At 67.8% G+C, this 12,985-nt stretch carries 14 protein-coding genes; 3 read left to right on the top strand and 11 right to left on the bottom strand.

Translation table 11 applies throughout. The features are described from left to right. Positions 1-10: 10 nt before the first annotated feature. A complete protein-coding gene (locus ACIQCM_RS07460; RefSeq protein WP_400605224.1) occupies positions 11-313 on the bottom strand; it encodes an ArsR/SmtB family transcription factor in 303 nt (100 codons plus the stop codon). A gap of 210 nt (positions 314-523) precedes the next feature. Further along, entirely contained in the window at positions 524-757 is a 234-nt protein-coding gene (locus ACIQCM_RS07465) for a DUF3073 domain-containing protein (protein WP_377214178.1), read from the bottom strand. Positions 758-988: 231 nt separating this feature from the next. On the opposite strand from ACIQCM_RS07465, the gene ACIQCM_RS07470 reads away from it, so the two are divergent. Further along, a complete protein-coding gene (locus ACIQCM_RS07470) occupies positions 989-1,618 on the top strand; it encodes a septum formation family protein (protein ID WP_400605225.1) in 630 nt (209 codons plus the stop codon). 68 nt (positions 1,619-1,686) lie between these two features. Here ACIQCM_RS07470 and clpB read toward each other — a convergent pair whose 3' ends face one another. From clpB to ACIQCM_RS07505, 7 genes are all read right to left on the bottom strand, one after another. Further along, a complete protein-coding gene (gene clpB, locus ACIQCM_RS07475; RefSeq protein WP_400605226.1) occupies positions 1,687-4,341 on the bottom strand; it encodes an ATP-dependent chaperone ClpB in 2,655 nt (884 codons plus the stop codon). A 204-nt stretch (positions 4,342-4,545) separates the two neighbouring features. Further along, complete coding sequence (locus tag ACIQCM_RS07480; protein WP_400605227.1) at positions 4,546-5,373, bottom strand: hypothetical protein; 828 nt, start codon at positions 5,371-5,373, stop codon at positions 4,546-4,548. Between the two features lie 89 nt (positions 5,374-5,462). Further along, on the bottom strand, positions 5,463-6,452 hold the full coding sequence (locus ACIQCM_RS07485; RefSeq protein WP_400605228.1) for a hypothetical protein: 990 nt from the start codon (positions 6,450-6,452) through the stop codon (positions 5,463-5,465). Between the two features lie 192 nt (positions 6,453-6,644). Then, positions 6,645-7,727, bottom strand: a complete 1,083-nt coding sequence (locus tag ACIQCM_RS07490) for a sulfate/molybdate ABC transporter ATP-binding protein (protein WP_400605230.1) — start codon at positions 7,725-7,727, stop codon at positions 6,645-6,647. Then, positions 7,724-8,569 carry an ABC transporter permease gene (locus tag ACIQCM_RS07495; protein WP_400605231.1) on the bottom strand — a complete coding sequence of 282 codons (846 nt, stop codon included), beginning with the start codon at positions 8,567-8,569 and terminating at the stop codon, positions 7,724-7,726. The genes ACIQCM_RS07490 and ACIQCM_RS07495 overlap by 4 nt, the downstream gene beginning before the upstream one ends. After that, positions 8,566-9,315 (bottom strand): molybdate ABC transporter substrate-binding protein, encoded by a 750-nt coding sequence (gene modA / locus ACIQCM_RS07500; RefSeq protein WP_400605461.1) that lies wholly within the window; start codon positions 9,313-9,315, stop codon positions 8,566-8,568. Before modA ends, ACIQCM_RS07495 begins: the two co-directional genes overlap by 4 nt. A gap of 50 nt (positions 9,316-9,365) precedes the next feature. Further along, positions 9,366-9,776 (bottom strand): molybdopterin-binding protein, encoded by a 411-nt coding sequence (locus ACIQCM_RS07505; RefSeq protein WP_400605233.1) that lies wholly within the window; start codon positions 9,774-9,776, stop codon positions 9,366-9,368. A gap of 352 nt (positions 9,777-10,128) precedes the next feature. On the opposite strand from ACIQCM_RS07505, the gene ACIQCM_RS07510 reads away from it, so the two are divergent. Continuing rightward, on the top strand, positions 10,129-10,998 hold the full coding sequence (locus tag ACIQCM_RS07510) for a DUF4031 domain-containing protein (RefSeq protein ID WP_400605234.1): 870 nt from the start codon (positions 10,129-10,131) through the stop codon (positions 10,996-10,998). Beyond that, positions 10,995-11,804 carry a 2-phosphosulfolactate phosphatase gene (locus ACIQCM_RS07515; protein WP_400605236.1) on the top strand — a complete coding sequence of 270 codons (810 nt, stop codon included), beginning with the start codon at positions 10,995-10,997 and terminating at the stop codon, positions 11,802-11,804. Before ACIQCM_RS07510 ends, ACIQCM_RS07515 begins: the two co-directional genes overlap by 4 nt. Positions 11,805-11,852: 48 nt before the next feature. On the opposite strand, the gene ACIQCM_RS07520 is transcribed toward ACIQCM_RS07515, so the two are convergent. Together ACIQCM_RS07520 and ACIQCM_RS07525 are read right to left on the bottom strand one after the other, a co-directional pair. Then, entirely contained in the window at positions 11,853-12,254 is a 402-nt protein-coding gene (locus ACIQCM_RS07520; RefSeq protein WP_400605238.1) for a YccF domain-containing protein, read from the bottom strand. Positions 12,255-12,348: 94 nt separating this feature from the next. Then, entirely contained in the window at positions 12,349-12,960 is a 612-nt protein-coding gene (locus ACIQCM_RS07525) for a phosphoribosylanthranilate isomerase (protein ID WP_400605239.1), read from the bottom strand. Positions 12,961-12,985: the final 25 nt, after the last annotated feature.

Below are 12,985 nucleotides of genomic sequence, written 5' to 3' on the forward strand. Positions count from 1 at the left end.
CTTTGTGAGGTCAGGTGCGGCGGTAAGTGGTGGCGTCGGCGGCGAGCTGGTCCAGTTCGTTGGTCCAGAACTGTTCGAAAAGCTGACGGAGCCTGGCCATGCCGTCCGGATTGACGGCGTAGAACCTGTTTCGGCCCTCCTTGCGGGCAGTGACCAGGCCGGCCTGTTCCAGCAGGAGCAGGTGCTGGGAGATGGCGGAACGGCTGACGGTAAACGAACCCGCAAGGTCCGTCACCGTCCGCTCCCCGCCCGCCAGCAGCTGGAGCAGTCGCCTCCGGTTGGGCTCAGCGGCAACTTCCAGGGGGTCGAGCATGCTTAATACGTTAGTGACGGCTAACGCATTAAGTCAAGGCTGGGCGCATGGCAGGGACTGGGGGTAGATGCAGGTATGTTTTCTCGCTGCGTCCCGGCACTTTCCGGGGACAGCACAACGAACGGATACAGCATGCTGTATCCGTTCGTGCAGTTCTATGTGCTGGCGAAGCGGCGCCGCGGTGCTCCCTGGCAGGGCACTCCGCTGCGGCTAGCCGATGCGACGGGTGTCTACCTCGTCGTCGTCTTCTTCCAAATCATCCGCGTACTTGTCCACATAAGCCGAATAGTCCGGTTCAACCGGATCATTGGCGAAACGGCTCGTGGCACGACTTCCCGGGCCCGTCAGCTCACGCTGAAGTGCCGAATAGTCAGTGTTCGGGGAGTAGTACTTAATGTCCCGAGCCTGCTTGGTAGCTTTTGCCTTTTGACGGCCGCGCCCCATGGCGTGACCCCCTTTTGTACTTGGACCGGAGGTGGTCACCTAGGCGATAGGTGAGGCCCCGGAATGTTTGGTCAATTTGTCGTACACCTAGATTACATGCTTTCGCCGGGCACTGCTTGCCGGTAACGGCCCTCCGGCGGTGGTCTGCGTTACCATTCCGGGCGCGCAGGCAGGATTCGCGGATTTTTCTTCGGTAGAGTCGCTTAACATCTGCCGAAGGAGGATGCACCCGTGGACCACCAGGACGTCCCGCCCAGGCCCGAGACGCCGCCGCAGGGCCAGGAAACCGATACGCCTGATCCTGCAGTCCGGGAGCCAGTGCCCCACGCGCCGGGCAGCGGCCAGCAGACGTTCTGGAAGGTTTTCTTCGTGGTCATCCTGGTAGCCGTCATCGGTTCGCTGGTGTGGCTGGCCGTATGGCTGAACTCCAACGCGGACGGCACTTCCGCCAAGGACATCCCCGGCGTTCTCGAGACGGTTGCCACGCCGCCGGCCACTCAGATGCCCCTCCCCCGGACGGGGGTGAACCCCGGCGACTACACCCTGGGCGACTGCTTCAAGGACTTCGATCCCGAGGCTCTGAAGTCCACGGTGGTGGCCTGCAGCACCAGCCACTCCGCCCAGTTGGTGGCCGTGTTCCGCTATCCGGAGAAGGAGTCCTACCCGGGCTCGGAGGCGCTTAGGGCCAAGGCGCTCGAAGCCTGCCAGGCCACGAAGCTCGGCCCGGCAGCGGACCAGTACACCCTGAATTACGAGCGCAGCTATCCCAGCAGCACCAGTTGGGAGTCCGGGGACCGCCGGGTGGACTGCTATGTCACAGCACCCGGCGGCAACGTCATCAAAGCGAGCGTGCTCCCCTAATTTCCGCGAGATGGCAGATCACAGCAGTTCCGGTGCGCCGGACTGCCGTGATCTGCCATCTCGGCGCGTTAGCCCTTGCGCCGCACCGACAGGCCGCGCGCCGTCGACTCCCCCGCCCGGGCGCCAGCCGCAGCGTCTGCACCCGTGGTGAGCTCGCCGACGTCGGGCGCTGTATCCACCAGCACCGTGTCACCGTCCGCGATCTCGCCGGCCAGGAGGGCCTTGGCCAGCCGGTCGCCGATTTCGCGCTGCACCAGGCGGCGCAGCGGCCGGGCACCGTAGGCGGGGTCGAAGCCGGTGAGCGCCAGCCAGGCCCGGGCGCCGTCCGTGACCTCCAGCGTCAGGCGGCGTTCGTGGAGGCGGCGGCCCAGCTCGGCCACGTGCAGCTCCACGATGTGCGCCAGCTCTTCGACGGTGAGCGCGTCGAACAGCACCACTTCATCCAGCCGGTTCAGGAACTCCGGCTTGAAGGACGCGTTCACGGTGGCCATGACGGCGTTCCGCTTGGCCTCCGGATCCAGCGACTGATCCACCAGGAACTGGCTGCCCAGGTTGGACGTGAGCACCAGGATCACGTTGCGGAAATCGACGGTGCGGCCCTGGCCGTCGGTGAGCCGGCCGTCGTCGAGCACCTGCAGGAGGATGTCGAAGACCTCCGGGTGGGCCTTCTCCACTTCGTCGAGCAGCACCACGGAGTACGGACGACGGCGGACGGCTTCGGTCAGCTGGCCGCCCTCCTCGTACCCGACGTACCCGGGAGGCGCTCCGACCAGCCGGGCCACGGAGTGCTTCTCGCCGTACTCGGACATGTCGATGCGCACCATGGCGCGTTCGTCGTCGAACAGGAAGTCCGCCAGCGCCTTGGCCAGCTCGGTCTTGCCCACGCCCGTGGGGCCCAGGAACAGGAACGAACCGGTGGGCCGGTTGGGGTCGCTGATCCCGGCACGGGCGCGCCGGACCGCATCCGAGACCGCGGCGACCGCCTTGGCCTGGCCGATGAGCCGCTTGCCCAGCTCCTCCTCCATGTGGAGCAGCTTCTGGCTCTCGCCCTGCAGCATGCGGCCGGCCGGAATCCCGGTCCAGGCGGAGATGACCTCGGCGATGTCGTCGGCCGTGACTTCCTCGGCCACCATTTGCCCGGACTTGTCCGAGACGGCGGCCTCGGCTTCGGCGGCCGCGTTGAGCTCACGTTCAAGGGCGGGAATTTCGCCGTAGAGGACCCGCGATGCCGTTTCCAGGTCGCCTTCGCGCTGGGCCCTGTCCGCGGCGGACCGCAGCTCATCCAGCTTCGCCTTCAGGTCGCCTACCCGGTTGAGCCCGGCTTTCTCTGCCTCCCAGCGGGCCTTCAACCCGTTGAGTTCTTCCTCCTTGTCGGCCTTGTCAGCACGGAGGGCGGCCAGCCGCTCTACGGACGCTTCATCCTTCTCGTCCTGCAGGGCCAGCTCCTCCATGGTGAGCCGGTCCACCATCCGCTGGAGCTGGTCGATCTCCTCCGGGGCGGAGTCGATCTCCATGCGCAGCCGGGACGCGGCTTCATCCACCAGGTCGATGGCCTTGTCCGGCAGCTGCCGGCCCGAGATGTAGCGGTTGGACAGCGTGGCGGCCGCCACCAGGGCGGAATCCGCGATCGACACCTTATGGTGCGCCTCGTAGCGTTCCTTCAAGCCGCGGAGGATGCCGATGGTGTCCTCCACGCTGGGCTCGCCAACATAGACCTGCTGGAAGCGGCGTTCCAGAGCCGCGTCCTTCTCGATGTTTTCGCGGTACTCATCCAGCGTGGTGGCGCCGATCAGCCGCAGCTCGCCGCGGGCCAGCATGGGCTTGAGCATGTTGCCCGCATCCATGGACGAATCACCGGTGGCACCTGCCCCCACCACGGTGTGGATTTCATCGATGAACGTGACGATCTGGCCCTCGGAACCCTTGATTTCCTCGAGGACAGCCTTCAGCCGCTCCTCGAATTCGCCGCGGTATTTGGCCCCGGCGACCATCGAGCCAAGGTCCAGTGAGACCAGGGTCTTGCCGCGCAGGCTTTCGGGGACGTCGCCGGCCACCATCCGCTGCGCCAGCCCTTCGACGACGGCCGTTTTGCCAACGCCCGGTTCGCCGATCAGCACCGGGTTGTTCTTGGTGCGGCGGCTCAGCACCTGGACGACGCGCCGGATCTCGGAGTCGCGGCCGATCACGGGGTCAAGCTTGCCCGCCCGGGCCATTGCTGTGAGGTCCGTGCCGAACTTTTCCAGTGCCTGGAAGGTGTTCTCCGGGTCCGGGCTGGTGACCTTCCGGTCGCCGCGGACACCCGGCAGGGCGGCGAGCAGCGCTTCGTGGGAGGCGCCGGCGTCGCGCATTAAACGCCCGACGGCGTCGCTTCCGGAGGAGAGGCCGAGCAGCAGCACTTCGGTGGAGACGAAGGTGTCGCCCAGGCGGTCGGCCTCCTCCTTGGCGTTTTGGATGGCCTGCAGGGCGGGCCGCGAGAGCTGAGCCTGTTGGGTGGATCCGCCGGAAGTTGCGGGCAGGGCCTTGATGGCGCTGCTGGCCTGGACGCTGACGGCATCCGGGTCCGCTCCCGTCGCGCGGAGAAGCGCGACGGCGACGCCTTCGCGCTGGTCCATCAGCGCCTTGAGCAGGTGGGCCGGTTCAACCTGGGGGTTTCCGGCGGTGGAGGCGTTCATGGCCGCGGCCGAAAGAGCCTCCTGGCTCTTGGTAGTGAATTTGACGTCCAAAGAGAGCTCCTTTCGGGGGCAGTTTTCCTAAGTTGAGTGTACTACGCTCAACTTTGTGAAGCATGGTCCTGTTGCCATGTTTGCCGACGGCGAAACTGCTGTCCAGAGCCTTAGGTCCTGCGGGGGTCACGCGGCAGGTTCGGGCCGGGACGCTGCTCTGTAGAGCAGCGCACCGGCCCGACTAATCATTGAAAACTGGTACGGCTACAGAATGCTGTCCCCACCGGTGCTGGTGGAGGATTCGGTTGCTGTCCGGGTTGCTGCATCCAGGTTCGTTTCAGCGTCCAGGTTCACACCGAGACCGGCGTTCAGGTCCGAAACAAGCTCACCGTTGGTGTTGCCCTCGCCCAGAATGCTGTCCCCACCGGTGGTGGTGGAGGATTCGGTTGCTGTCCGGGTTGCTGCATCCAGGTTCGTTTCAGCGTCCAGGTTCGCACCGAGGCCGGCGTTCAGGTTCACACCGAGGCCGGCGTTCAGATCCGAAACAAGCTCACCGTTGGTGCCGCCCTCGCCCAGAATGCTGTCCCCACCGGTGCTGGTGGAGGATTCCGTGGCTGCCCGGGTTTCAGCGTCCAGGTTCAGGTTCGTCGCAGCGTCCAGGTTCGTTTCAGCGTCCAGGTTCACACCGAGACCGGCGTTCAGATCCGAAACAAGCTCGCCGTTGGTGTTGCCCTCACCCAGAATGCTGTCCCCACCGGTGCTGGTGGAGGATTCGGTTGCTGTCCGGGTTGCTGCATCCAGGTTCGTTTCAGCGTCCAGGTTCACACCGAGACCGGCGTTCAGATCCGAAACAAGCTCACCGTTGGTGCCGCCCTCGCCCAGAATGCTGTCCCCACCGGAGCTGGTGGAGGATTCCGTGGCTGCCCGGGTTTCAGCGTCCAGGTTCAGGTTCAGGCCAATGTGGGTTCCCGAGCCGAGGCCCAAACCGGAGCTGGTAGTGGTGTCGGAAGCGGAGGCTGCACCTGCGCCGAGGATGAGTATTCCGCCGGCGAAGACGGCGCTGCACAAAGTTGTACGTATGAAAGATTTCATGGTTGATATTCCTTCTTAGTGATGGGGGCCATGCACCAGTTGATGCTGGCTGGATCGTCGTCCGCGCATCGTGGCGCGGAGCGGCATCACTAGTCGGGGGAGAAGCCGTGCTCGAGGCTGATGGAACCCGGGAGCTCGTCAGAGCGGCGGAAGACATCGGTGAGTAAGGTGCGCGTCAAGGAAAGCTGGAAGACTGCCAGCCCATCCGCGAAAGCGGAGCCGGCTTCGCTGGCTGAGCGGAAGGTTGACCCTGAACCTGTCGGGGCCGTGGCCGGCGAACCGGGCCCTGGCCTATTGGGAAGGTCAGGACCCGGGTTCTGCGTCTGGATCTCCGACGTCTCACCACCAGCTGTGGATACCGGGAAGGCTGACTGGTCTTGGCGAAGCGGGGGCACATTGCCGGCGTCGAAGCGAACTGACGGGCCCCCGGACAGATCAGGGGCCCCGCTTGCAGCGTCCCCGCCCGGCGCATCGTTCGAGGACCCATTTATCGCCTCAGATGCCGCGGAGGGAGAAACTGCCGCTGCGGTGGGATCTTCGCCCACGACTACGGCGACCGGACTGATGGTTGATGCGACGGATGCTGTAACAGGTGCCACCATGTGGGCGAGGGTGCCGGTAACAGGTGCTGTGAGATCAGCGACCGTCGATGTGACCGGTGTAAACACATCAGTGGCAAGCCCGGTCATCGGTCCGGCAACCTCCGTGACTTGACCAACCACGGAGGTTACCGGTGCTGCCACGGGGGCCACGGCCGCCTCCACGGGAGCCAGTACCGGGTCAACGATCTGGCGCGCTGCTGGAATCAGGGGCTCGGCACCAACGATGGCCGGTTCAAGGAGTGCCGCTACAGGAGCCTCAGCCCGTCTGGGTTCTTCCTCGGTGATCACAGGGGCTTCGGCTATCGAACCGGACGCAGTCTCATTGCCGGTGATTTTGTGAACGGCGTCCGTGACCGGGGGAAGCGGTTCGAAGGCGTGCGCTGATGCCGCGCCGAAAATGATCCAGCCAGCGGCTAGGAGTGTTCCGAGAACAAGAGTACGCAGGCCGGAGCGAAGCCATGGCAGACTGACGCCCATTGCCTCACCTCCAGATCTGACATTCTGCAGTCACGGTGTGCTCGAAAGAGAACTCAACAGCTGTTCGTTCTGTCCCGGGGCGCGGATGGGTACCGAATCAAAAAGAATCTGAACATCACCACCGCTGCCTCACGGTCGGAGCTGGCCGGTCGGGCCAGTCACGAGAGTCCAATCGCGGTGCCTTCGAAAGAGTCACGCGGGGTAGATCGCCACTGCAGAAGCCTTGACCACGAAGTACACCCGCACTCCCGGCGCCAGGCCCAGGTCCGCGGACGCCGCCGTCGTAATATCCGCCGCCAGGCCCCCGCCGCGCACCCGGATGCCGTCGCCGTGCGGCTCCAGGTCCGTGATGGTCACCGGGAAGGAATTGCGCGGGCTGCCGTGCGCGTCCGTCAGATACACGGAAACGGCCGACGGCGGGAACACGGCCACGCCGGGCCGGTCCGGCTTCAGCTCGGGGTGCTTCAGCTCGGCATCCTTCAGCTCCGGGTGCGCCAGTCCGTCCCCCGGCCCGTGGATGATCAGTTCACCCGCGAGGACCCCGTCCCCCCGCAGGGTTCCGGGCACGAAGTTCAGCCCGGCGAGCCCGGCGGCAAACGCGCTGCGCGGCCGTTCCAGCACCTCGCGGGTCGGCCCTTCCTCGACAATGCGGCCGTTGTCCAGGAATACCACCCGGTCCGCGAGCATCAGCGCGTCGAGGGCGTCGTGCGTAATGATGATGGCCGGCCGGTCTGCCAGGACGCGCTTGAGCAGGCGGCGCAGCAGCGGTGCCGACCGGACATCCAGCGCCGCCATCGGCTCGTCGAGAAGGAGCAGGGCGGGGTCGGCCGCGAGCGCCCGGGCCACCGCCACGCGCTGCGCCTGGCCGCCGGACAATTCGGCTGGCCGGCGCTCCGCAAGGTCCGCCGCCTCCACCTCGCCGAGCCACCGCAGCGCCTGCTCCCGGGCTGCCTGACGCCCCGAACCGGCACTCCGGGGCCCGAACGCCACATTGTCCACCGCGCTGAGGTGCGGGAAAAGCAGCGGCTCCTGCGCCAGCAGTGCCGTCCCCCGCTGGTGCGGCGGCAGCCAGGTTCCGTCAGCCGTGCGGAACAGCGTCCGGCCGTTGAGCTCGGCCCCGCCGCGGTCCGGGCGCAGCAGCCCGGCGATGACATCCAGCAGCGTTGACTTCCCCGCCCCGTTCGGCCCCATCACCGCCACAGTTTCCGCGGCCCCCACGCGAAGGGCCACGTCCAGCCCGCGCCCCGCCACTGCCGCCTCGACCCGGAACGTCACTGGACGCTCCCGCGCGTGGCGGGTTCCGGCGTCGTACGTCCCAGAGAGATGCGCGTACCGGCACCCGGGCGCCGATCCGCGAGCGCCACCACGGCGACCGCCACGGCAACCAGCACCAGGGAAAGCGCGACGGCGGCGTCCGGGTCGGTCTCCCGCTGCAGGTAGATTTCCAGCGGCAAGGTCCGGGTTACCCCCTGCAGGCTGCCGGCGAACGTGAGGGTGGCGCCAAACTCGCCGAGGCTGCGCGCAAAGGCGAGTACCGCGCCCGACGCGAGCCCCGGCAGGACCAGCGGAAGCGTGACCCGCCGGAAGACGACGCCGGGGGCGGCGCCGAGGGTCGCGGCCACGGCCTCGTACCGCTGGCCGCCGGTGCGCAGCGCCCCCTCGAGGCTCACCACCAGGAACGGCAGCGCCACGAAGGTCTGGGCCAGAACCACCGCGGCCGTGGAAAACGCCACCTGAAGGCCCAGAACCTCCAGGGCACCGCCCAGCAACCCCTGGCGGCCGAACGTATACAGCAGCGCGATGCCACCCACCACCGGCGGCAGCACCAGCGGCAACAGCACCAGCGACCGCAGCAGCCCCTGCAAGGGGAACCTTCCCCGGGCCAGGACCAGCGCCAGCGGCACGCCCAGCAGGACGCAGAGCACGGTGCTCGCCGCGGACGTCCGCAAGCTCAGGCCCAGGGCGTCCAGCGCGGACGGCGACGTGACCAGCGGAACGAAGTTGGCCCAGTCCACCCGGGCCACCATCGCGGCCAGCGGCAGGACCACTACCAGGGCAGCGAGGACCGCCACGCCGGGAATCCAGCGCGGCATGCCGGTGTAGGCCTGGCGGGTCATGAGCCGCCCGCTTCCCCGCCGGTCCGGAAACCCGCCTCCTCCAGGACACGCTGGCCTTCCGGGCCGGTGACGAGCTGAATGAACGCATCGGCCGCGGCCTTGTCCCCTGCTCCGGCCAGCGTCGCGATGGGATAGGCGGCGGGTGCGTCCGCAGCCTCCGGGAACGGCACGCTGTCCACTTTCCCGACGGCGGCGCGGACGTCTGTCCGGTACACCAGCCCGGCGTCAGCCTCCCCGGAGATCACCTTGCCCAGGACGTCCGTGACGGAGTTTTCCTCGCTGACGGGCTTCAGGTCCGTGCCGGTCCGCCGGGCCACCGCGGCGGCCGCCGCCCCGCACGGCACCTGCGGTGCACAGGCAACGAGCCGCGTCCCGGGCCGGGCCAGGTCCGCGTAAGTGCGGATGCCGGCCGGGTTTCCCGGCGGAACCGCGAGCGCCAGGGTGTTCGCCGCGAAAACCCGGGTGCCGCCGTCGGCCATTCCTGCCTGAGTGACCCGCTCCATTGTGGCCGTATCCGCGGAGGCGAACACGTCCGCGGGTGCGCCCTGGCTGATCTGGGTGGCGAGGTCCGACGAGCCGGCGAAGCTCAGCTGTACATGCATTCCGGGGTGCTGTTCCTCGAAACTTGCCGCGAGCTCGGTGAAGCTGGCTTTCAGGGAGGCGGCCGCGAACACGGTCAGGGTTCCGCCGGAGCCGGCGGCAGGCGCACACGCCGCAAGCCCCAGCAGGAGCACGACGGCGGCCATCGCCTGGATAGCGCGCGAGCGCCGCGATGCGGGCCGGCCGCTCCCCCGCCTCACGCCGCTCCCTTGCCCTGCGGCGTTTCGATGATCACGGTGGTCGCCTTGACCACGGCAGTGGCGACCGACCCCGGCTCCAGGCCCAACTCGCGGACGGCCTCGCTGCTCATCAGGGACACCACCCGGAACGGCCCGCACTGGAGCTCCACCTGGGCCATGACCTTGTCCGCGGTAATGGCGGTGACCAGGCCCACGAACCTGTTCCGCGCGGAACTCCCGGTGCGGTGCGGATCATCCGGCAGCTGCGCCAGGCGCTGGGCGTGCTGCGCCAGTTCCAGGCCGTCCACGGCGAGCCGCCCCGAATCGTCCTTCTTCGGCGTGAGGGACCCGTTCTCCGTCCAGCGGCGGACGGTATCGTCACTAACGCCCAGAAAACGGGCAGCTTCAGAGACGCGGATGAGTGCCATTTAGCCATTCTAATCCGCAAATGCGGTTCCCGCGCCAGATAACCTATCCCCTCCGCACGGCTAGCCGTGCGGAGTCCAAACCGGCCCTCCACGCATTTCCCCCACGCGACGCTCTCTCACTTAACGCCAGTCCCCGGCCGACGCTCTCTCACTTAACGCCAGTCCCCGGCCGACGCTCTCTCACTTAACGCCAGTCCCCGGCCGACGCTCTCTCACTTCCCACCACCGTTCTGCGGCAAGGTGAGAGAGGGTTGACGTTTAAAGCGCATTGCGAGAGCGTCCGGGTTTGGGCGGCATTAGGTGAGAGAGCGTCACAAGTGGGGCGGCGTACCTCCGGCACTAGACTTCCCCCATGGCCATCTACCTAGACCCGCCGCTCTGGCCTGCGCACGGAACGCACTTCTCGCACATGGTCTCGGACACGTCCCTCGAGGAGCTCCATGCGTTTGCCGCGGCCGCCGGCATCCCGGACCGTGCGTTCGACGGCGACCACTACGACGTCCCCGAGCGCCGCATCCCGGACCTGGTGGCCGCCGGCGCAATCCAGGTGGAGGGCCGGGTACTGGTCCGGAAGCTGATCGCCAGCGGCCTGCGTATCCCCGCCCGGCAGCGGAACAAGTCGCTCAAAGTTCCGCTGCTGAACCGCTGGAACACCATCCTGCCGGGCCACGATGCCCTGTTCCTTGACCTCCTGGACCGCTGGAGCGAGGACCACCGCCACTACCACGGCTGCACCCACCTGCTCTCGGTACTGGAATCCCTGGACCTGCTCACCGATCCGGCCGAGCCGCCGCGGACCGTGCTCCTGTCCGCCTGGTTCCACGACGCCGTCTACCGCGGCATCGCGGGCCAGGATGAGGAGGAGTCGGCGCGACTGGCCGAGGAACGGCTCACCGCTGCGGGCCTTCCGGAGGGTGAGGTGGCGGAAGTGGCGCGGCTGGTGCGGCTCACCTCAGACCACCGCCCGGAGCCAGGGGACGACGACGGCGCCCTCCTCTGCGACGCGGACCTCTCCGTCCTCGGCGGCGAGCCGGACGAATACGCCCGTTACGTCGGCGCCGTCCGCAAAGACTACGCGCACATCGGCGACGCTGATTTCGCGGCCGGACGTGCCGCCGTCGTCCGCCGCCTACTGGAACTCGACCCCCTCTTCCACACCGCGAGGGCCCGCGACCTGTGGCTTTCCGCGGCGCGGCGGAACCTGCAGGGTGAGCTGGCATGAACGCCCCCGATCCGAAGGTGACGCACCTGCGCACCGCCGGCGCCGCGCACCGGCAGGTTCCTTACGCGGTCCGGTTCGAATGGGGGGCCGACGGCGGCAGGACGGTAGCGCCGGGTGCGGACCTCGTGGTGGTGGTCGACGTCTTCTCGTTCGGCACCTGCGTCAGCGTCGCCCTGGACCGCGGCGCAGAGGTGTTCCCGTTTCCCTGGAAGGACACGCGCGCGGAGTCGTTCGCTGCCAGCCGGCGGGCCGAGCTCGCGGGTCCCCGGGGCGGCGGCGGGCTGAGCCTGTCCCCGATGTCATTCCGGAGCGCGCCAGCGCTGGAACGGGTGGTGCTGCCCTCGCCGAACGGTTCGGCGCTGTGCCACCTGCTGGCCGGAGAGGCGCCCCTGGTGGCCGCGGTGTCTCTCCGCAACGCCGCAGCGACGGCGGACTGGGTGGCCGCCAACCTGCCGGAGGACGCCGTGATCGCAGCAGTTGCCGCCGGAGAGCGCTGGCCGGACGGGACGCTGCGCCCGGCTGTCGAAGACCAGATCGGCGCCGGCGCCTTCATCGCCGGACTGCTGGCCGCGGGCCGGGGCGGGTATGAGGCCGAGGACGGCAAGCCCGCCTACTCCCCCGAAGCGCTGGCGGCCGCCGCGGTGTTCGAGGCGGCGGAACCGCGCCTGCGCGAGATGCTGCACGGCTGCTCCAGCGGCCGCGAACTGGCCGGCGCGGGGTACGCCGGAGATGTCGACATCGCCGCCGAGCTCGATGACAGCGATTCCGTGGCACTCCTTCGAAACGGCAGCTTCCGGCCGCTCTGAGCGGGCCGCTCTGATCCGTCCGCCTTAGACCAGCGGCCGGCGGTGTTATCAGCGGTAGGTGCTGACGAAGGGCGTGTCCGTGGGCACGATCTGCTTGCCCAGCGGCATCAGGGACACCGGAATGAGCTTCAGGTTGGCGATGGCCAGCGGGATCCCGATGATGGTCATGGCCATGGCCACCGCGGTCATGACATGGCCGATGGCGATCCAGATACCGGCCACCACCAGCCAGATGACATTGCCCAACATGGGAAAGACTCCGGTGCCGCCCGGTTTATCCACCACCATCCGGCCAAACGGCCACAGCGTGTAGGCCGCGATCCGGAAGGACGCGATGCCCCAGGGAATGGTGACGATCAGCAGGCAGCAGATGACGCCGGCGGCGAAGTATCCCAGCGCAAGCCAGAAGCCGCCGAAAACCAGCCAGATGATGTTGAGGAGAGTCTTCATCCATCCATTGTGCAGCGGATGTCCGCCAAAAAGGCTCGGGGAATCCCGTGAACCGACCCCTACCCAGGCCGGCCTAAACCGTTTACAGGGGAAATCAGACCGTGGCGGCAAACCTCGCCGCGTGCACGAAGGCCCGGATTTTGGCCAGGTCCTTGACCCCGCGGGAGGACTCAACGCCGGATGATACGTCCACACCCCAGGCCTGGGCCGCCGCCGCTGCCGGACCGACGTTCTCCGGATGAAGGCCGCCGGCAAGCAGCCAGTTGCGGCCCTGCAGCCCGGGGATCCCGGCCATGGAGGCGTAGTCCCACTCCTCACCCGATCCGGGCACGGCGGCGTCGATGAGGAGGAGGTCCTCGCCCCAGTCCTCGAACTCAGCCGGCGCGGCACCCATGGTGACGGCCCTGACCAGCTTCATGCCGGCGTCGTGCGCGGTCGCGACGTCCTCCCGGGAGCGCTGGCCGTGCAGCTGGATCCATTCGAGGCCTGCCGCGCGGGCGATGGCCACGGCGTCGGCCACGGGCTCGTCGCGGAAGACGCCGATCGCCACCACTCCTTCGGGGACGTCCGCCAACAGGGCGCGCGCTTGGCCGGGCGAGACGACCCGTGGGCTGGCGGTCAGGACGAACCCCACGGCGTCCGCTCCGGCGTCCACAGCCTCGCGTACCGATTCGGGCGTGCTGAGACCGCACACTTTGATGAACATTCCCGGCTCCTTCAGGTTTGTAGGT

The sequence above is a fragment of the Pseudarthrobacter sp. NPDC092439 genome, assembly GCF_044754945.1.
Taxonomy (GTDB): Bacteria; Actinomycetota; Actinomycetes; order Actinomycetales; family Micrococcaceae; genus Arthrobacter.

Coding starts and splice junctions, on each gene's coding strand:
- ACIQCM_RS07460 (WP_400605224.1), bottom strand. CDS start 313: ATGCTCGACCCCCTGGAAGTTGCCGCTGAGCCCAACCGGAGGCGACTG.
- ACIQCM_RS07465 (WP_377214178.1), bottom strand. CDS start 757: ATGGGGCGCGGCCGTCAAAAGGCAAAAGCTACCAAGCAGGCTCGGGAC.
- ACIQCM_RS07480 (WP_400605227.1), bottom strand. CDS start 5,373: ATGAAATCTTTCATACGTACAACTTTGTGCAGCGCCGTCTTCGCCGGC.
- ACIQCM_RS07485 (WP_400605228.1), bottom strand. CDS start 6,452: ATGGGCGTCAGTCTGCCATGGCTTCGCTCCGGCCTGCGTACTCTTGTT.
- ACIQCM_RS07495 (WP_400605231.1), bottom strand. CDS start 8,569: ATGACCCGCCAGGCCTACACCGGCATGCCGCGCTGGATTCCCGGCGTG.
- modA (WP_400605461.1), bottom strand. CDS start 9,315: ATGGCCGCCGTCGTGCTCCTGCTGGGGCTTGCGGCGTGTGCGCCTGCC.
- ACIQCM_RS07505 (WP_400605233.1), bottom strand. CDS start 9,776: ATGGCACTCATCCGCGTCTCTGAAGCTGCCCGTTTTCTGGGCGTTAGT.
- ACIQCM_RS07510 (WP_400605234.1), top strand. CDS start 10,129: ATGGCCATCTACCTAGACCCGCCGCTCTGGCCTGCGCACGGAACGCAC.
- ACIQCM_RS07515 (WP_400605236.1), top strand. CDS start 10,995: ATGAACGCCCCCGATCCGAAGGTGACGCACCTGCGCACCGCCGGCGCC.
- ACIQCM_RS07520 (WP_400605238.1), bottom strand. CDS start 12,254: ATGAAGACTCTCCTCAACATCATCTGGCTGGTTTTCGGCGGCTTCTGG.
- ACIQCM_RS07525 (WP_400605239.1), bottom strand. CDS start 12,960: ATGTTCATCAAAGTGTGCGGTCTCAGCACGCCCGAATCGGTACGCGAG.